Origin of the sequence: Sporosarcina soli (genome assembly GCF_042655805.1) — a bacterium.
Lineage (GTDB): Bacteria > Bacillota > Bacilli > Bacillales_A > Planococcaceae > Sporosarcina > Sporosarcina soli.
The window spans coordinates 355,876-375,709 of sequence record NZ_JBHSNO010000005.1; the positions used below are offsets into that span (position 1 = coordinate 355,876).

A 19,834-nucleotide genomic window follows, 5' to 3' on the forward strand; every position below is an offset into this window, starting at 1 on the left:
AAGTACGCCTTTATCTTCAAGCCTTCCAGCGCTTGTCGCCCCTGACCAGGCGCTTCCGCTTTTCGTTACTGTGGGTCTTCTTTGTAGTCACATTCTGTACATTGGATTTGTACGCCTTTTTTCAATTTCTTTTCAACTAATGTATTTTCGCATTTCGGACAAGGTCTTGCAACCGGTTTATCCCATGAGACATATTCACATTCCGGATAGCGGTCACAGCCGTAGAAAATCCTTTTTGTTTTGCTTTTCCGTTCAACGACCTGTCCCTCTTTACAAGTTGGACACGTCACACCGATTGGTTTGATGATCGCTTTCGTATTACGACAATCCGGGAAATTGGAGCAGGCCATGAATTTTCCGTAACGCCCCAGTTTGAAAACCATCGGCGAACCGCATTTTTCACAATCTTCTCCAGCGGGTTCATCTTTGATTTCGATTTTTTCCATTTCGGCGTCCGCCACTTGCACATGCTTCTCAAAATCCTGATAGAAATCATCAATGACTTCGACCCATTTAATTTTTCCATCTTCGATATTATCGAGCCCTTTTTCCATTTCGGCTGTAAATTCAACATCGATAATATCCGGGAAGTACTGATTGACCGCCTGGTGAACAATTTCACCAAGTTCGGTTGGGATGAAGCGCTTCGCATCCAGAGTCACATAACCACGTTTTTGGATGGTATCGAGTGTCGGCGCATAAGTCGATGGTCGACCGATGCCAAGTTCTTCGAGCGTTTTGACTAGACGTGCCTCCGAATAGCGCGGCGGCGGCTGAGTGAAATGCTGTTTCGGATCAATCTCACTATAATCCACTTGCTGCCCTTCTTCTAGCGGCGGTAGAATACGATCCTTCTCTTCCTCTTTGTCATCGTCCCCTTCGACATACACTTTCATGAATCCAGGGAATTTCACTTGCGAACCATTTGCTCTGAAGCGCACATCGCCATTTAAAAGATCCATCGTAACCGTATCTAAAATGGCCGGTGCCATTTGGCTAGCGACAAATCGCTCCCAAATCAGTTTGTATAAGCGTAATTGATCGCGTGATAAAACCGTTTTCATAGCCGCAGGCGGACGCATAACGGATGTCGGCCTGATCGCCTCGTGCGCATCTTGCGTTTTGTTAGTCTCCTTTTTCGCGGCCTTTGAAGGTGTCACAAACTCTTTGCCATACATCGTTTCGATAAAGGACTGCGCCTCTTCCTTCGCGCTATCCGCTATCCGAGTCGAATCCGTTCGCATATAAGTAATGAGCCCGACACTGCCTTCTTTTCCAAGATTAATCCCTTCGTAAAGTTGCTGCGCCAGCATCATCGTCTTTTTCGCTCGGAAGTTCAACTTACGCGCGGCTTCCTGTTGTAAAGAAGAAGTGGTGAATGGTGCTGCCGGATTCCGTTTGCGTTCTTTTTTCACAACGGAAGCGATGTCGAATTTGTCTCCTTTTAACTGACCGAGAATCTCATCGACTTGCGCTTTGTTTGTCAATTTCAGTTTTTTCTTCGCATCGCCATAAAAAGCCGCTTCGAATGTAATGGAATCTTTCGTAAATTGCCCACTGATGCTCCAATACTCTTCCGGGACAAAATTTTTGATTTCATTTTCCCGATCAATGATGAGCCGTAGCGAAACCGACTGAACCCGTCCGGCCGATAATCCTTTTTTCACTTTCTTCCAAAGGATCGGGCTGATGTTATACCCGACAAGCCGGTCCAAAATACGGCGTGCCTGCTGGGCATCGACTAGATCCATATTGATCGGTCGAGGGTTTTTGAAAGATTCTTTGATTGCATCTTTTGTAATTTCATTGAACACGACGCGGCAATCCGATTCGATATCAATACCAAGCTGATGCGCCAAATGCCAAGCGATCGCTTCCCCTTCTCTATCGGGGTCGGCCGCGAGATAGATTTTTTTTGCTTTTTTTGCATCCTTCTTCAACTCTTGCAAAATCGGACCTTTCCCGCGAATCGTGATGTACTTAGGCTCATAGTTATTTTCCGTATCTACACCCATTTGACTACGCGGCAAATCGCGCAAATGACCGAGTGATGCACGCACTTTATATTTTTTTCCTAAATATCGTTCAATCGTTTTCGCCTTTGCAGGGGATTCTACGATTACTAAATTATCTGCCATTCATTAAATGCCTCCTTAAAGAGGTTCGGTATTTATTCATCAAAAGAATATCTGTTGCAAAATGTATAACAGATTTCAATTTATTGCAACCTTTTAAGGAGGAAAGGTTTTTCTTTACCTATTAAAAGCGAGCATTTCTACGATCTGAAAGCCGCTCCAGATCGGTTTTGCCCCTTCGTCTAATAACTGATTCGGTCCTGCGGATAATGCGGATGTGATGGGACCAGGGACCGTAAAAATATCTTTTCCGTGATCAAGCGCATGCTCCACCGTACTCATCGTGCCACTTTTTCGGGCGGCTTCCGTTACGACAACCGCGTCGGATAGGCCGCTAATGATACGATTACGCATCGGAAATGTCCAGCGTTCCGGCTTCATATAAGGAGGGTATTCAGTCAATATCAACTGTTTTTCGACAATTTCCGCAGCGAGTTTCGCATTCTCTTTTGGATACAGATGAAATAAGCCATGCCCGAGTACAGCGATGGTTTTCCCACCATATTCAAGAGCTGCCTCATGCGCCATCGCATCGGCTCCTTTCGCCAACCCGGAGACAATGACAGCATTATTTTCTACCAGCGGTGGGACAATCAGTTCCAATGCTTTTTTCGAATAGGCGGTCGCTTTTCTTGACCCAATGATGGCAATATACCACCGATCCGTCAATAATTGTAAATGACCTTTCGCATAAAGGACAGCGGGTGGATCAATCAAAAGGTGTAATTTTTCAGGGTATAGGGAATGAGTAAATGGGATGGGGAATATGGCGTGCCGCTCGTATAACTCGTCATAAGGGGTGTCCATGTTTCTCTGTAAATTCTCTTTTAACTTGAATGCTTTTGCCATCGGAATGTTCAATAGTTCTGCAAGTTCTTTTGCGCGATACGTAAAGAGCTGATCAAGATCTGGGTCTATCTCGAATAGCTTCCCTAATCGGTTCAATGGCACAGGAAATACATAATGAAGTGCCAGCAATCGTCGTTCTTTTTCCGTCAATTCCATTGGATTCCTCCCTTTTAAAAAAGATGCAGCGCATCAATATACACGCTGCATCTTGTTGAATTAGATTGAATTGAATTAATGTGTTTTACACTTGTCGTATAGACCTTTTTCTTTAATCACTTTGATTAACGTTTCACCGATAACAGACGGTGTATCTGCAGTTTCAACACCAGCCGCATTGAGCGCTTTGATCTTTTCAGCCGCAGTTCCTTTACCGCCTGAAATGATTGCACCAGCGTGGCCCATACGTTTACCTTCTGGAGCTGTTTGTCCGCCGATAAAGCCAACAACCGGTTTCGTCATGTTTTCAGCGATCCAAGCAGCCGCTTCTTCTTCAGCTGTACCACCGATTTCACCGATCATGACAACTGCATAAGTTTCAGGGTCTTCATTGAATTCTTTTAGAACATCGATGAAGTTTGTTCCATTTACTGGGTCTCCACCAATACCGACAGCTGTTGTTTGACCGATACCCGCTTGTGAAAGTTGGTGAACGGCTTCATATGTAAGTGTTCCAGAACGCGAAACAACACCCACATGACCTTTTGTATGGATATAGCCTGGCATAATACCGATTTTACACTCGTCAGCAGTAATGACACCCGGGCAGTTCGGTCCGACAAGGCGTGTCTTTTTGCCAGCCATGTAACGTTTTACTTTTACCATATCAAGAACTGGAATATGTTCTGTAATACAAATTGTCATATCCAATTCTGCATCTACCGCTTCCATGATCGCATCTGCTGCGAATGGAGCCGGTACGTAGATAACTGAAACGTTTGCGCCTGTTGCTTTCACCGCTTCTTCAACCGTGTTGAAAACAGGTACGCCAGCTGCTTCTGTTCCACCTTTTCCAGGCGTTACACCACCGACGATTTTTGTCCCGTACTCTAGCATTTGTTGCGTATGGAAAAGTGCTGTAGAACCTGTGATTCCTTGTACGATCACTTTTGTATCTTTGTTAATATAAATACTCATCAGTTTGTCCCTGCCTTTCTTAGCCTACGAGTTCAACAATCTTTTGTGCACCGTCCGCCATTGAATCTGCGGCGATGATATTAAGTCCTGATTCGTTCAATAGAGCTTTACCTTTATCTACATTTGTACCTTCCAGACGTACGACTAGTGGTACTTGTAGACCCACTTCTTTCGCTGCTGCAATGACGCCTTCTGCGATAACATCACACTTCATGATTCCGCCGAAAATGTTGACGAAAATCCCTTTAACAGCCTCGTCGGATAGGATGATTTTGAATGCTTCTGTTACTTTTTCAGCAGTTGCGCCGCCCCCAACGTCAAGGAAGTTTGCCGGTGAACCGCCGTAGTAGTTGATCGTATCCATTGTCGCCATCGCTAGACCTGCACCATTGACCATGCAGCCGATGTTGCCATCTAGTGAAATATAGCTTAAATCATATTTTGAAGCTTCGATTTCTTTTGCATCTTCTTCATCAAGGTCGCGAAGCTCCATGATGTCTTTATGACGATACAATGCGTTTGCATCGAAGTTGAATTTTGCATCTAGCGCTAAAACATTATCATCGCCTGTTACAACAAGCGGGTTGATTTCAACGATCGATGCATCTTTTTCAGTAAATACTTGATAGAGACCAAGCATGAATTTCGCTGCTTTATTGACAAGATGAGCAGGGATATTCATGTTGAAAGCCATACGGCGTGCCTGGAAGCCAGTCAAACCAACAACCGGATCGATCACTTCTTTGAAGATTTTTTCAGGTGTTGCTTCTGCAACTTCCTCGATATCCATTCCACCTTCTTCAGAACCCATAAGTGTTACGCGATCTGTAGCGCGGTCCAGGACGAGTCCAAGGTAGTATTCTTTTTTAATATCGGAACCTTCTTCGATAAGAAGTCTTTTCACTTCTTTACCTTCCGGGCCTGTTTGGTGTGTTACAAGTGTTTTGCCGATTAGCTCTTCCGCATAAGCGCGCACTTCGTCAAGATTTTTAGCGATCTTGACACCGCCCGCTTTTCCGCGGCCACCCGCATGGATTTGTGCTTTCACAACGATGACGTCCGTTCCCAATTCCTTCGCAGCTTTAACTGCCTCTTCCGGAGAAAAAGCAACAAGGCCGTTCGAAACTGCTACTCCATAATCTCTTAGTAGCTGTTTCCCTTGATATTCATGGATATTCATCTTACATCCTCCAATCAAACTTGTATCTCAATAATTTACTGCCTTATTCATTGTAGTAAAGATGTCAAACAATGTCCACAATTGATTCCCAACTCCTGAAATTTGTCGAAATTCAGTTATTTTTTTCGTAAACCATGCGCTCGATCCACTTGATAAATATAAGCAAAAACTTCCGAAACTGCTTGATAGAGTTCTTCAGGTATCGATTCGTTTACATTCAGCTGCCCAAGAATTTCAACTAGACTCGGATCTTCTTGAATAGGAATAGCATTCTCTTGCGCTTTTTCTAGAATCTTTTCTGCGATTTTCCCTTTCCCTTTCGCCGTCACTTTAGGTGCAACTCCCGCAATCGGATCATACGATAGGGCAACCGCCTCTTTGCGGATTTGCCGTTCTTCGTTCATATTCGAACATCAACCCCTTGACCGTCGGACGGTCGTTGTTTGTTCTGCAATGGTTTCTTTTCTTCGACAAAAGGTTTGAAAAAGATTCCTGACAGGCGGTAACCGGCTGTTTCTAGTCCGTCTTTCAACTTATTTTGCAAGGGGAGAGCCACCGCCTGAAGCGTATCGTCCTCATTGAAAACGGTTACTGTAACAACGCGATTTTGTACTTGCATATCAATCACAGTTTGGTTCATCGATGCCAAATCAAGATAAAATAGAACGCGCGCAAAATCGGAATCGATTTGCCCGTTTTCTTTCATCCTCCCACGCCATTGCAATGTCGAATCAATCCGCTTGCCCAAAATGTCCAGCGGTACTTGCATAACGAGTTGATGTTGCACGCCGGTTTCTCCGGATTGCAACAACGGTCCATTCATACGCATGACAACGTTTTCCGTCGCCTCACGCACAGCCGAGGATAGCATCGAACTTTGCAAAAGCTTGACTAATTGTGGCTTCACTGCATCCATCAGCCGGTTAGGCTCCAGTTCCTTGCCAGCAAGTTCCGCTTCATAATTGAAGCCTGACGAACGAATGACCGCTTGTAATGCGTCCTTCATCACTTTGCCGTCAATGGCTGTAGCTACTGCGGCATCAGCCATTTGCACCATCTTTTGAATCGCTGGATTATCGGAACGCCCTGCAATCTGTATGACCGCTGTCATTTTTTCAGCACTTTGTTGTGAAGCCTGTTGATAAAGCAATGACAGTAATTTAGCGGCGCTCCCTTCCGATGACGCATGTTGTCCGAAAGGGGTGGCGATCGCATTTTCCGACGTCACTTTCAAAAGTGTATTGGTGAATTCCCGTACAAATTCCATCGTTGCTTGATGCGATGGCCGACTTTCTGTCAGACGATCGATTATCGGCAGTAGCATCGCCTTTTGCTGACTGTTCATTTCTCGATCTGCCGCAACAAGCGCTTTCAAATTGGAAATATCAGGGGTTGTTTGTGTCGATGTAGCTTGCACAATTTGTCGGAGAGCTGCTATCAATCGTTCAGTTGTCGGTTCAGTAGTGGAAGTGGATGACGTTTGGACAGAAGGATTATTCATATCTGTCGCTGTTGATGGACCTGAAAATTGTGTGGGAGCCGTGTTGTTTCCCTGCTGAACAATTCCTCCGCGTGTCATTGACTCGGACAATACTTGTTGCAAGTTCGCAAGCGATGCCCGTGCTGGTAAGATACCTGCGCTTTTCAATACTTGCAAGATGGCAAATCGATTCTCCGGACTTTCGATTTGATTGAGCAATGTCAATACCGCTTGACCAAGGAACACGCCTCCTGTCGACTGCGCAAACGGTTTCACCATTCTGTCAAGTGCCGTTAGAATGCCTTCTTTCTGTTGGGATGGAATCATTGCATCCGCTACTAACGTCGCCTTCAATGTGGAAAGGAGGGCATGTGTACTTTCCTTCGCTTCCACTCCGAGCAATGAACGAAAAATCGATTCAGTGAACGGCAATTTCAGGTCCGCTAACCTTTGAATGGATGCCAACGCCTCATTGCGAAGATTAGCTGGAACATCCTTTAACAAGTTTGCCGCCTGCAGTAAACCTTCCCTTGTCATCGGAATTTTGTTTTTCATGATAAATGCAAATACGGATTGCATCTCAGGAGTCTTCGGTAATTGCATAGCCTCCATTAATTTACCGAGTTGATGGCTTTGCCCTTCCGCAGCCTGAAGAGGACCAGCAATAATTTTTAGCTGCAATTCAGGTTTCACTGAAGAGACTTGGAAATAATACGCATCCCCTGCTTTCATCGGCACTTCAAGGTTAGCCACTAGCTTCTGTCCCCCTATTTGAACTTCCGCCATCTGTCCGGGAAAAAGCTGTTTGATCTGCCCATGGAATAGCTGACCTTCATGGAGAACGAACGGGCGATTTTGAAACGCTGCATTCGTCATCTGCTGGCCAGTTAACGGAATCATTGTAGGAAAGCTCATTGTCTTCTCCTTCCTTCCACCATGGATTTGACAGGCTCAAAACTGGTTCGATGATGTTCGCAAGGTCCAAACTTATGCAAAGCTTCAAGGTGTTCTGCTGTTCCATAACCGGCATTTTTTCCGAACTGATAGGCAGGGAATTCCTCATGCAATTCATCCATGATGGCATCCCTTGTTGTTTTTGCCAAAATGGAAGCCGCCGCAATTGCCAAACTCTTTGCATCCCCTTTGATGATCGATTCAGTCGGACAATCTGTTGCCAACTGCATCGCATCCGCTATGACGAAATCTGGCCGAACCGAAAGCCCTTTGACTGCTTGCTCCATTGAAGCTTTCGTTGCCGCAAAAATATTGAGCTCATCAATGATTTGGGAAGATTGAATATGTACTGCGTAGGAAATGGCCACTTTTTTAATTTCTAGAGCCAATCGCTCCCGCTCACTTTTGGCAATCGTTTTCGAGTCATCGAGACCGACCAGCTCCGGGACTTCGTTCGGTAAAATAACCGTTGCAGTGACGACAGGCCCCGCTAACGGTCCTCTGCCCGCTTCATCGACCCCCGCAACCATCGCTCCATCAAACGGCGCAAACGACCTATCAAACGCTATTTTCTCAGCATGGTTCCGTTCTTTTTCTTGCCGTTTCTCATATTGTCTTTCCCAACGCGCAAGGGCATTTTTTACACCCGCCCTTGTATCTTGTACAAGCTCTGCCATCCAAGCTTCCCGTTCGCCCGTCTGATTGAGCCTCTCCGTAATTTCTTTAATCGTATTCATTGTATCCACCTTCCACTTACAGGCTGTTTGTTCGATGCGCGTATATCGTTGTTTCGCTTTTTTCTTATATCGGCAATCGAAAGCAAGTTTCGAGCTAATTGCTTATGAAGATAAAGAGAAAAGCCGATTGCCGCGGATATTAATCCGTGTCGGCATCGGCCAATTCGTGAGGTTGCTGTGAGGTGAAGTCGAATGTCAACTTCCCAAGATTTTCGTTGCGGATATCGTGGACGATCAATTCCGCCACTTTGTCATATTCGACTTCTCCACCTGTCGTGTATACTTTACGCAATGTGCCAATCTGATCGAATACATGAAGAAGATCTTCGCCTATCGTCGACAATCCGTATCTTTCCAGTAACCGGTCCGGATAATTTTCCTCTAGGAAACGGAGTCCATAAACAGCTAAATCTTCCATATTGACGATCGTATCTTTAATCGCACCTGTCAGGGCAAGTTTGTAGCCTACTTCTTTGTCTTCAAACTTCGGCCATAAAATCCCTGGTGTATCCAAAAGTTCAAGTTCCTTACCGAACTTGATCCATTGCTGGGCTTTCGTCACGCCAGGCTTATTGCCTGTTTTCGCAATGTTTTTCTTCGCCAGCCGATTGATCAATGTCGACTTGCCAACGTTCGGAATACCTACAATCATTGCACGGATTGCGCCCGGACGGATCCCTCTTTTCCGCATCCTCTCGAGCTTAGGTTCCAAAATTTCCTTGGCGGCCTTTGTGACAGCTTGAAGCCCTTTTCCTTCAAATGAATTGATGGCAACAGCACGGATTCCTTGCTTTTCGAAATAACGGATCCATCTCGTTGTTTCCGTTTGATCTGCAAGATCCATCTTATTCAGGATCAGCAATCTAGGCTTCTGATGAATGACTTGATCAATCATCGGGTTCCTTGAAGAGAGCGGAAGCCTTGCGTCAATCAATTCAAATACAATATCTACTAATTTCAACTGCTCGGTTACTTCCCGCCGCGCTTTCGCCATATGACCGGGAAACCATTGAATCGTCATGCTATCAGCTCCTTTACATCATTTGACGATTCCGAAATCTTTGATCGGCCAAAAAACGACTTTCGTGCTGCCGATGATTTCATCGATTGCGACGGCTCCGATGTGTCTGGAATCTTTACTTTTTCTACGATTATCCCCCATGACAAAAACATGTCCTTCAGGAACCGTTGCACTTTGGATTTTCTCTTCCAATGTAAAATCTTCCGTCAAGGGACTGTCGATCACTTCCGCTTTGTATTGATCAAGATAGGGTTCGTCATAAGGCTCTCCGTTAATGTACAAAACATCATCGCGATATTCCACCTTATCCCCAGGCAATCCGATCACTCGCTTAATATAATCCTTTTGTTCTTCCGCATGGAATACGACGATATCAAACCGGTCCGGCTTCCCGATTGTATAGCCGATTTTATTGACAATCATCCGGTCACCATTTTCTAATGTCGGCATCATGGATTCACCATCTACGACAATTGGCGTGAAAAGGAATATCCGAATCACCGCCGCAAGACCGAACGCGATTAATAATGCTTTTAGCCATTCCCATGATTCACTTTTTTTCTTTTCTTCTTTCATTGACAAAGCCTCCTGCACATCCTACTGTCCTTATTGTACAACCTAATCATATTTGAGGCAAAAAGAAAGGAGGCCGATTGGTTGGCCTCCTGAATCTTCGCTTTTTGTTATCGGATTTCTTTGATACGAGCGGCTTTTCCGCGCAGGCTGCGAAGGTAGTACAATTTCGCACGACGTACTTTACCACGACGAGTCACTTCAAGTTTAGCGATTTTCGGTGTGTGTACAGGGAATGTACGCTCAACGCCTACACCGTTGGAGATTTTACGGACTGTGAATGTTTCACTGATTCCGCCTCCGCGACGTTTGATAACAACACCTTCGAAAATTTGGATACGCTCACGCGTTCCCTCAACGATTTTCACGTGCAAACGAACTGTATCTCCTGCACGGAAAGATGGGTGATCTGCACGTAGCTGATCTTTTGTAATTTCTGCAATTAGGTTTTGCATTGTTTTTCTCTCCTTCTCCACAGATGCTCTTGCACTTCTTGCCTTTGCAGCGGAACACCGTCAGTATGCACTTCACATGAAAGTACATAGTAGATAGTATCACAGATGGCAGGTAGGTGCAAGGCAATCCGTCTATTTTTTTTCATTCTCCAATTGATCGAGCAATTGTCGCTGATGCGCAGTTAACGGGGCTTCTTTGAGCAAATCTTTTCTACGCTCGAACGTTCGAAGTAGAGCTTGCTCTTCCCGCCATTTTTCGATTTCGGCATGATTGCCGGACAAGAGGACAGGCGGCACTTCCAGCCCATTAAAGTTAGCGGGGCGAGTATATTGCGGATGTTCGAGCAATCCAGTAGAAAATGAATCCAGAACGGATGAATCGGCATTGCCGAGCACTTCCGGCAACAGTCTGACGACACTATCGATGATGGCCATGGCAGCAATCTCTCCACCGGTCAACACAAAATCACCGAGCGATAACTCGTCTGTCACCAAATGCTGACGGATCCGTTCATCATACCCTTCATAATGGCCACAGACGAAGACAAGATGCTCTTCGGTAGCAAGCTCTTCCGCTTTCTTCTGCGTAAAACGCTCGCCTTGTGGACACATGAGGATGACACGCGGCGGCTTTTCCGCTTCTGCCGATACAGCTTCGACAGCAGCGAAGAGAGGTTCCGGTTTCAACACCATCCCCGCTCCGCCACCATATGGATAATCATCGACTTTCCGGTGCTTATTCGTAGCGAAATCACGGAAATCGGTCACATCAAATGATACGGCACTATTTTCCTGCGCTTTTTTCATAATGGACGAATGAAGCACCCCTTCAAACATTTCGGGAAACAATGATAATACATCGATTTTCATCATGAAAGAAGTCCTTCTATCGCATCAATGACGATTTTTTTGTTGTCAACGTCGATTTCTTTAACAATATCGGCGATGTAAGGTATATAATGCGGCTTCCCTTTTTCAGGTGTCACGGTCCACACATCATTTGCACCCGTCTCCAGGATTTCTGTCACTTTGCCGATAGGTGCATCTTCCAGCGTGAAAACTTCACAACCGATAATTTCATGGTAATAGAACTCGCCTTCCTCTAAATCACCGAGCTGATCTTCGGCCACTTTCAAAATGCCGTCCCGATACTTCTCCACATCATTAATATTGGGATGATTTTCGAACGTCAATAAGTCGAAATTTTTATGTTTCCGATGACTTGCTACTGTCAAATGAATAGGCGTTTTGCTTCCTGGCATGAAAAGCGCAAGCTCGCTTCCGATCGCATAGCGCTCTTCAGGAAAGTGTGTGCGTGAAATGACACGGACTTCCCCGCGAATGCCATGCGTATTCACGATTTTACCGACATTGAACCACTGCATAACTGACACCGACTTTCCTATTAAAGTAATCGAATAGACAAAAAAAGAAGGAACATAGGCTCCTTCCTTTTTTTGTCTTAATCAATGATATCGATAAAAACCTTTTTGTTGTGGTGGTTGCCTGCTGCTGAATAAACAATAGTACGGATCGCTTTCGCTACACGCCCCTGCTTGCCGATTACTTTTCCCATGTCCGTGGGATTGACGGATAGTTTGTAGACGACACGATTATCGTGCTCATCCATAACAACCCGGACATCCCCGGGAATATCGACTAACGGTTTAACGATCGTTTCAATCAGCTGCTTCATGGACACACCTCCTGATTATTTACCGTGTTTAGCGTTATGGAATTTCTCCATGATGCCTTGATCAGAAAACAGGTTGCGTACTGTATCAGATGGCTTTGCACCGTTTTGAAGCCATTTAAGTGCCAACTCTTCGTTGATTTTTACTTCCGCAGGTTTTGTAAGCGGGTTGTAAGTTCCAACTGTTTCGATTTGGCGACCATCACGTGGTGAACGTGAATCTGCAACTACAATACGATAGAAAGGAGTTTTCTTTGCTCCCATACGTTTAAGACGAATTTTAACTGACATTATTTCTTGCACCTCCGAATAGTTTCACACAAGATAGTATATTATCAAGCTTTCTCATGTTTGTAAAGTGTTTTTTCTTAACACCTTAAATTTCATTTAAAATGTCTAGACTCCAGGCGCCAGATGCTCGGAGGCTCACAGGATGTGAGTTACACAGTCGTCGCGACAGGACGTCGCGTACTTAGACTGCGTTCCTTTAATAAGCAGGCGCCCTGCGCTTTTCATTTAAAGAATGAATCAAATCCAGGCATTTTCATTTTTTTCTTGCCTTTTTGTTGCATATTGGTCATCTGTTTGACCATTTTCTTCATGTCTTCGAATTGTTTCAACAAACGGTTCACTTCCTGAATGGATGTCCCCGAACCTTTCGCAATCCGTTTACGGCGATTCGCATTGATGATTTCCGGTGTAGTGCGCTCCGCCTTGGTCATCGATTGGATCACCGCTTCGACGCGCCCCATCTGACTTTCATCGACTTTGGCATTTTCGAGACCTTTGATTTTATTGGCCCCGGGCATCATTTTCAGAAGTTCGTCGAGAGGCCCCATCTTCTTCACTTGTTGAAGCTGATCGAGGAAGTCATCAAGTGTGAACGACTGAGTCCGAAGTTTCTGCTCCATCTCCTTCGCCTTTTCCTCATCGACATTCTCCTGCGCTTTTTCAATGAGCGACATGACATCCCCCATACCAAGAATCCGGGATGCCATACGTTCCGGATGAAACGGTTCAAGTGCATCCATCTTTTCGCCCATCCCGACAAATTTAATCGGTTTTTGGGTGACGGAACGGATGGATAGTGCTGCACCACCACGCGTATCCCCATCCAGTTTCGTCAAGACGACACCTGTGATGCCGACTGCTTCGTCAAAGTGTTGGGCGACATTGACAGCGTCTTGCCCTGTCATCGCATCAACAACGAGGAATACTTCATCCGGCTTACTAAGCTCACGGATATCCTTCAATTCTTGCATCAAGTCTTCGTCAACATGTAAGCGGCCCGCCGTATCGACAATGACGACATCATGATGCTCTTTTTCCGCTTCTGCCAAAGCTTGGCGGACGATGTCAACGGGCGATACCTCGGTGCCAAGTGAAAATACCGGCATCGTCAACTGCTTGCCGAGTGTTTCCAACTGCTGGATAGCGGCCGGTCTATAAACGTCGGCCGCAACGAGAAGCGGTTTCTTATTGTGACGTTTGCGCAGGACTGTTGCCAATTTCCCGGTCGTCGTCGTTTTCCCTGCCCCTTGAAGACCGACCATCATAATAACTGTCGGCGATTTGCGCGCAAATTGAATCGGGTTCTGTTCGCCGCCCATTAAGGATGTCAGCTCGTCTTTGACGATTTTCACGACTTGCTGCCCTGGCGTCAAGCTCTTCATGACGTCCTGTCCTACAGCGCGCTCACTGACCGTTTTAACGAATTCCTTGACAACTTTCAAGTTGACATCCGCTTCGATCAATGCAAATCGGACTTCACGCATCATCGCTTTGACGTCCGCTTCATTGATTTTCCCTTTGCCCGTTATTTTCTGAAGCGTCCCTTGCAGGCGCTCGGCTAATCCTTCAAATGCCATGCATAGAGCCTCCCCTAATCATTCTCTTTTAATAAGTTCAATAGCTCCCTGAACGACTCCGAACGCTCATCCGATTCCGGAATGAGGTGTTCTAGCTTTTCTACAATTTCAATCCGTCTTTGGAATTTCGAAAACAGTTGTAATTTTGTTTCATAGTCTTCGAGCATCGCTTCCGTCCTACGCACATTGTCGTAGACTGCTTGACGGGATACATCGTATTCCCCCGCGATTTCGCCGAGGGATAAGTCATCCAAATAATAGAGTTGCATATACAGTCGCTGTTTATCCGTCAGTAGTGACTGATAAAAATCGAAGAGGAAGTTAATGCGTGTCGTTTTTTCTAGCACCACTTGCCTTGCCTCCCCCACTTGTTTCTTCCATTGCCATCATAGTATGAGGGCAGTCCTCTGTCAAGCTAAATTACTTGTCTGACTCTTCTAGTTCCAAGCCGTCCGCGAAAAGGCCGTAGACATACTTTTCAGGATCGAACGGCTGCAAATCGTCCACACCTTCCCCAAGACCGACGAATTTCACCGGGATGTTCAACTTTTGTCGGATGGCCAGCACAATGCCGCCTTTCGCAGTTCCATCCAGCTTCGTTAAAACAATCCCTGTCACATTCGTCGCTTCTTTAAAGGTTTGTGCCTGGACGAGCGCATTTTGACCTGTCGTTGCATCAAGGGCCAACAACACTTCATGCGGCGCGCCCGGCACTTCTTTACCGATGACACGGTGCACTTTTTCCAGCTCATTCATCAAGTTCACTTTATTCTGCAATCGGCCTGCCGTATCACAGATCAACACATCCACTTTCCGGTTCTTTGCGGCCCGGATGGCATCATACATGACAGCGGCAGGATCCGATCCTTCCGACTGGCGGATCACTTCCACACCCGCACGCTCTCCCCAGACAACTAATTGATCGATGGCACCGGCCCTGAATGTATCGCCCGCAGCAAGCATGACCGTCTTTCCTTCTGCCATCAGACGGGCTGCCAGTTTACCGATTGTCGTCGTCTTTCCGACGCCATTGACACCTACCATAAGAACGACGGTCAATTCGCCCTCTTGGATATTCAAGCCGCTCTCCATCTCTTCTCCAGCTTGGTAGATTTCCACCAGTTTTTCCGAAATGACGGACTGAATACTTGCAGTATCTTTAATGTTTTTCCGTTGCACTTCAAGCTTCAGCTGATCGATCAGCTCCATGACGGTTTCAAAACCGACATCCGCTTGCAATAAAAGCTCTTCCAATTCCTCGAAAAACTCTTCATCCACTTCCCGGAAACGAGCGACAAGATCATTCACCTTGGAAGTGAATGAATCCCGCGTTTTCGCTAAACCGTCTTTAAATTTCTCTGTAACCGCCTCGTTGGTACCTGTTATTTTTTCCTTTAACTTTCTAAAAAAAGACAAAGTGATCCGCTCCTTTATATCATCGCTTCTTCTGGCACTTCGGAAATTTTCACGGAAATGAGTTTCGATACGCCGGATTCCTGCATCGTAATTCCGTAAAGCACATCCGCTCCTTCCATCGTCCCTTTGCGGTGTGTAATGACGATGAACTGCGTCTTCTCCGAGAATTTCTTCAAATATTTACTGTATCGAACGACATTCGCTTCATCAAGCGCAGCCTCAACTTCATCCAAAATACAGAAAGGAACAGGGCGCACTTCGATGATTGAAAACAACAATGCAATGGCGGTTAATGCCCGTTCTCCCCCTGATAGCAAGCTCAAATTCTGCTGCTTCTTCCCAGGTGGACGCGCAACAATATCTACACCCGTTTCAAGCAAGTTCTTCGGATCCGTCAGAACGAGATTTGCATCCCCACCACCAAACATCTCCTTGAAAACGTGCTGGAATCGGTTTTGCACAGCATTGAAAGTCGTTGAAAACCGCATCGTCATTTCAGTATCCATCTCTGTCATCGCTTCATGCAATGTGTTTTTGGCTTCCAGCAAATCATTCCGCTGTTCAGTCAAAAATGCATGCCTTTCCGACACTTCTTGATACTCTTCGATCGCCCCCGGGTTAACCGGTCCTAGAGCCGCTAAAGCCTGTTTTAACGTTTCTACTTTTTCACGCATCCGCTGCTCGTCGAAATCCACGGCAAGCTCCAAATCCGGATAAAGACCATAATCATGCAAGAGCCGCTGTAACACCGCTTCATATTTCACCTCAAGCCGAGATATGTAAACCGTCACCGTATTCAGCGCGGCAACTGCTTCCCCCGCCTTTTCTCGAAGTTGACGCAATTGCATGCCCCCTTCATCCAAAAGGCCCGCCAAGGTGACACGCCGCTCTCTGCCGGCTGTAATTGCCAGTTCAATGCTTTCCTTTTCGTCGTTAGCTTGTCCGATTTGACTATCGATATCTTCAGCAGTCAATTCTCCGATGCCATCATTTCCAGTGAGAAATTGCATTTCCTCATTCAATGAGGTCCGTTTCTGTTCGTTTTGTGCAACCGCCTGTTCCAGATCATGGATAGCGGTCTGCTGATACGTTTTCTGTTCACGAAGTGTAGCAATTTTCTCCCGTAGCTCATTATAGCGGCTCGTCAACACGGTTTCCTCATTCCGCCGGTCCGTAGCCAACCGTTCTAACGAAGCAACTTCAGCTTGGATCGCTTCCAGTTCGTTTTGGACGTTAAGATGCTGTTCCAATAGGTCTGCTTTCTTTTTCAAAAGCTCTGAACCGGTACTTTCCACGCCCTGTCTTCCCATTTCCGTCATAGCCACTTCCGATTCAATCGATCGGATGGCAATTTCCGTCTCACGGATTCCAGATTCCGCTGCGGTCAATTCAATTTGAAGACTCTCTACAAGGGAACGGTACTGCTCGGTATCATGCAGCAACTTGGCGACATCCATCTTCGTATCGCCGATTTTCGCAGTCGCTGTTTCGATTGTCGCTGTCATTCGGACAAGCTGCTCTTTCAATGTTTCCAGTTCCGCTTTGCGTGTGAAAACAGTGGCCTGTCCTTTGACGCCGCCACCTGTCAGTGAACCGCCCGCATTGACGACATCCCCATCGATCGTCACGATACGGTAACGGTAGCCCAATGCTTTGGCAATAGCAGATGCACCTTCAAGTGTTTTAGCAACGATCGTATTGCCTAGCAAGTTTTCCGTAATGATTCGATAGGTTTCGTCAGTCTGGACGAGTCCATCAGCCGTACCGATGAATTCCGGGTGTTGTTCCACAGTACGCAGGGCAGTTGGCTGAAGCTTTCTGGACTTCATCACATCACGCGGCAAAAATGTTGCACGGCCGGCATTTTTCGCTTTCAAGTAACCGATCGCTTTGCGCGCTTCTGATTCCGTTGCCGTCACAATATGTTGCATTGCAGCACCTAGAGCGGTTTCCACCGCTTTTACATAGCCCTTCTCGACAGAGATCAATTCAGCGACAGCACCATCAATGCCTTGCAACTTCCCTGACTTCCTCGCGACAAGCACTTCTTTTACACCGGAATAGAAGCCTGAGAAATCCGCTTCCATGCTTTCCAATGCACGCAAACGTCCTTGCATTTCATGTTGCTTATTGAAAGCCTTCTGCATGAATTCCTGCTGCACGCGAAGATCGGACTCCGTTTTCTGTAACGTTTGCGAAGACGTGCGGTACGTCGAGTCGGCTTCTTTCAATTTCTTTTTCAATTCGGCTAGGCTCTTCTCCTTGCCTGATTTCTCTTCCATCAGTTGTGCGAGCTGAACTTTCAATCGGGAAGACTGTTGGTGAATCCTTTCCGAAGAAGTTTTTTCACCTTCCAGCCTTTCCTCTATATGTTTCAGATCATTGCGGAGGGTCGCTTCTTCATTCAATCGTTCGATATACGTGGACTTCAATTCTTCGATCTCGTTTTCCGTTTCTTTTACCGAACGCTTCAATATATGGGAAATACCATCCATTTCTTCAGCTGTTTTTTCATATTCGGATACAGATGCCTGCCATTTTTCACGCGCGGCTCCCAATTTCGATGCCAGCTCGATTTTCGACTTTTCGGCCGTCTCGAGTTCCAGCCGTAGCCGTTCCAGTTGTTGGTCCGTATTACGCTGTTTTTCCAATGAGAGCAGCCGTCTGCCTTCCCATTTTTCCACATTCGCACTCATTTCGACCAGCTTCTGCTGCAACTCATCCAATTCCTGATCGACCTGTGCAAGCTGGCTCTTTAAGGCAGTCGATTGTTCCTCGGATTTTTCCGTCTCGGCTTCAAGCCGGTCTTTATCTTGTCGAATCTTTTTTGCCTCTTCGGCTTTTTCCATAATTTCGTGATGCAATTCCTTCGCATCATAATTTAACAGCATCACATCCGCTTCCCTTATTTCCTCGGAAAGCGCCTGATGTCGTTCAGCCGCTTCTGCACTTTTTTGGAGCGGCTCAATCCGCGTATCGAGCTCCTTCAAAATATCAAGGACCCGATCCAAATTGTCTTCCGTTTCAAATAACTTGTGCTCCGCTTTCTTCTTCCTCGTCTTATATTTCAATACCCCAGCCGCCTCGTCAAAGATGACCCGTCTATCTTCGGGGCGACTATTCAATACTTCATCGACACGACCTTGTGAAATCAATGAAAATGCTTCTTTTCCAAGGCCTGAATCCATAAACGTATCATTGATATCTTTTAACCTGCAGGGTTGCCCATTTAGCAGATAGACACTTTCCCCCGAACGGAATACCCTTCTGCTTACGCTGATTTCCGTATAATCGAGCGGAAAAAGCCCTTTGCTATTGTCAAGAATAAGCGTTACTTCTGCAAAGTTAAGTGCTTTCCGGGAATCACTACCCGCGAAAATGACATCTTCCATTTTCGAACCGCGGAGGGTCTTCGCAGATTGCTCACCAAGAACCCATCGAATGGCATCTGTCACATTGCTTTTCCCACTGCCATTCGGTCCGACAACTGCAGTCACGCCGGGTACAAAATCCACCCCGACGCGTTCTGCAAATGATTTGAAGCCCATTATTTCCAATCTTTTTAAAAACACACTCAGTTCTCCCCTTCAACCTGCCGACTCTTCAATTCCTGAATCGCGTGACGGGCAGCCTCCTGTTCGGCTTCCTTTTTCGATTTCCCAAGACCGGTACCGAGATCATGTCCGCCTAAACGAACAACCGTCACGAACTTTTTCGCATGGGCAGGACCCTTCTCTTCGATAATTTCATACTGAAGTTGCCCATTATTATTCTGCTGGACGATTTCCTGCAGACGGCTCTTGTAATCCATCACATGCGAAAAAGCACCGACACTGATTTTTGGAAAAACCACTTTTTCAAGAAAAGGAGTGACCGCTTCCATTCCCTGGTCTATATACAACGCGCCGATAAATGCCTCGAAAACGTCTGCCAATAATGCAGGACGCATCCTTCCGCCTGTTTGTTCCTCCCCTTTCCCGAGCAGGATATAATTTCCAAATCCAAGCTCATTAGAAAATTTAACAAGGGACGGTTCACAGACAATGGCCGCTCTCAATTTCGTCAATTCACCTTCTGTCATCGTCGGCTCTGTCGAGTACAAATAGCGGGAAACCCCCAGTTCCAAGACTGCATCCCCTAAAAACTCGAGCCGCTCATTATCGGTGAATTTTTTTCTTCGATGCTCATTCACATAGGATGAATGGGTGAAAGCATTATACAAAAGTGCATGGTTATTAAACGGGATTCCCAATCTTTCTTGTAGTTCATCAAACTTTTTACGAATTGCTAACGGAAGTGTTGCATTTGCATTTCTTACATTCATTCGTCTATTATTCAT

19 protein-coding genes are annotated in these 19,834 nt (G+C 46.0%); all 19 read right to left on the bottom strand.

The features are described from left to right. Positions 1-65 precede the first annotated feature (65 nt). The 19 genes from topA to rnc all read right to left on the bottom strand — a co-directional run bounded on the left by topA (position 66) and on the right by rnc (position 19,834). Positions 66-2,138, bottom strand: a complete 2,073-nt coding sequence (topA, locus tag ACFPRA_RS06065) for a type I DNA topoisomerase (RefSeq protein WP_381431743.1) — start codon at positions 2,136-2,138, stop codon at positions 66-68. Positions 2,139-2,252: 114 nt separating this feature from the next. Next, on the bottom strand, positions 2,253-3,140 hold the full coding sequence (gene dprA, locus ACFPRA_RS06070; RefSeq protein ID WP_381431745.1) for a DNA-processing protein DprA: 888 nt from the start codon (positions 3,138-3,140) through the stop codon (positions 2,253-2,255). A 75-nt stretch (positions 3,141-3,215) separates the two neighbouring features. Next, entirely contained in the window at positions 3,216-4,118 is a 903-nt protein-coding gene (gene sucD / locus ACFPRA_RS06075; protein WP_381431746.1) for a succinate--CoA ligase subunit alpha, read from the bottom strand. Between the two features lie 19 nt (positions 4,119-4,137). After that, positions 4,138-5,298, bottom strand: coding sequence for an ADP-forming succinate--CoA ligase subunit beta (gene sucC, locus ACFPRA_RS06080; RefSeq protein WP_381431748.1), 1,161 nt, complete (start codon positions 5,296-5,298; stop codon positions 4,138-4,140). A 116-nt stretch (positions 5,299-5,414) separates the two neighbouring features. Further along, a complete protein-coding gene (locus ACFPRA_RS06085) occupies positions 5,415-5,702 on the bottom strand; it encodes an EscU/YscU/HrcU family type III secretion system export apparatus switch protein (protein ID WP_381431751.1) in 288 nt (95 codons plus the stop codon). Then, positions 5,699-7,693: a hypothetical protein gene (locus ACFPRA_RS06090; protein ID WP_381431753.1), complete on the bottom strand. Its 1,995-nt coding sequence runs from the start codon at positions 7,691-7,693 to the stop codon at positions 5,699-5,701. The genes ACFPRA_RS06085 and ACFPRA_RS06090 overlap by 4 nt, the downstream gene beginning before the upstream one ends. Then, complete coding sequence (locus tag ACFPRA_RS06095; RefSeq protein ID WP_381431756.1) at positions 7,690-8,469, bottom strand: ribonuclease HII; 780 nt, start codon at positions 8,467-8,469, stop codon at positions 7,690-7,692. Before ACFPRA_RS06095 ends, ACFPRA_RS06090 begins: the two co-directional genes overlap by 4 nt. Before the next feature lie 139 nt (positions 8,470-8,608). Continuing rightward, the gene (gene ylqF, locus ACFPRA_RS06100) at positions 8,609-9,490 is read right to left on the bottom strand and encodes a ribosome biogenesis GTPase YlqF (protein WP_381431758.1); all 882 of its coding nucleotides are present in this window, start codon (positions 9,488-9,490) and stop codon (positions 8,609-8,611) included. A gap of 18 nt (positions 9,491-9,508) precedes the next feature. Then, positions 9,509-10,066 carry a signal peptidase I gene (lepB, locus tag ACFPRA_RS06105; protein ID WP_381431760.1) on the bottom strand — a complete coding sequence of 186 codons (558 nt, stop codon included), beginning with the start codon at positions 10,064-10,066 and terminating at the stop codon, positions 9,509-9,511. 107 nt (positions 10,067-10,173) lie between these two features. Beyond that, positions 10,174-10,518, bottom strand: coding sequence for a 50S ribosomal protein L19 (rplS, locus tag ACFPRA_RS06110; protein WP_239388849.1), 345 nt, complete (start codon positions 10,516-10,518; stop codon positions 10,174-10,176). 132 nt (positions 10,519-10,650) lie between these two features. After that, a complete protein-coding gene (trmD, locus tag ACFPRA_RS06115) occupies positions 10,651-11,388 on the bottom strand; it encodes a tRNA (guanosine(37)-N1)-methyltransferase TrmD (protein ID WP_381434764.1) in 738 nt (245 codons plus the stop codon). Then, entirely contained in the window at positions 11,388-11,903 is a 516-nt protein-coding gene (rimM, locus tag ACFPRA_RS06120) for a ribosome maturation factor RimM (RefSeq protein WP_381431763.1), read from the bottom strand. The genes trmD and rimM overlap by 1 nt, the downstream gene beginning before the upstream one ends. A gap of 77 nt (positions 11,904-11,980) precedes the next feature. Next, a complete protein-coding gene (locus tag ACFPRA_RS06125; RefSeq protein ID WP_381431765.1) occupies positions 11,981-12,214 on the bottom strand; it encodes a KH domain-containing protein in 234 nt (77 codons plus the stop codon). 15 nt (positions 12,215-12,229) lie between these two features. Further along, positions 12,230-12,502, bottom strand: a complete 273-nt coding sequence (gene rpsP / locus ACFPRA_RS06130) for a 30S ribosomal protein S16 (protein WP_203246201.1) — start codon at positions 12,500-12,502, stop codon at positions 12,230-12,232. A gap of 221 nt (positions 12,503-12,723) precedes the next feature. Then, positions 12,724-14,079, bottom strand: a complete 1,356-nt coding sequence (gene ffh, locus ACFPRA_RS06135) for a signal recognition particle protein (protein WP_381431767.1) — start codon at positions 14,077-14,079, stop codon at positions 12,724-12,726. 14 nt (positions 14,080-14,093) lie between these two features. Further along, positions 14,094-14,426 carry a putative DNA-binding protein gene (locus ACFPRA_RS06140; RefSeq protein WP_381434767.1) on the bottom strand — a complete coding sequence of 111 codons (333 nt, stop codon included), beginning with the start codon at positions 14,424-14,426 and terminating at the stop codon, positions 14,094-14,096. 73 nt (positions 14,427-14,499) lie between these two features. After that, positions 14,500-15,495 (bottom strand): signal recognition particle-docking protein FtsY, encoded by a 996-nt coding sequence (gene ftsY / locus ACFPRA_RS06145; protein WP_381431769.1) that lies wholly within the window; start codon positions 15,493-15,495, stop codon positions 14,500-14,502. 14 nt (positions 15,496-15,509) lie between these two features. Next, positions 15,510-19,067: a chromosome segregation protein SMC gene (smc, locus tag ACFPRA_RS06150; protein WP_381431771.1), complete on the bottom strand. Its 3,558-nt coding sequence runs from the start codon at positions 19,065-19,067 to the stop codon at positions 15,510-15,512. 2 nt (positions 19,068-19,069) lie between these two features. Next, the gene (gene rnc / locus ACFPRA_RS06155; RefSeq protein WP_370642868.1) at positions 19,070-19,834 is read right to left on the bottom strand and encodes a ribonuclease III; all 765 of its coding nucleotides are present in this window, start codon (positions 19,832-19,834) and stop codon (positions 19,070-19,072) included.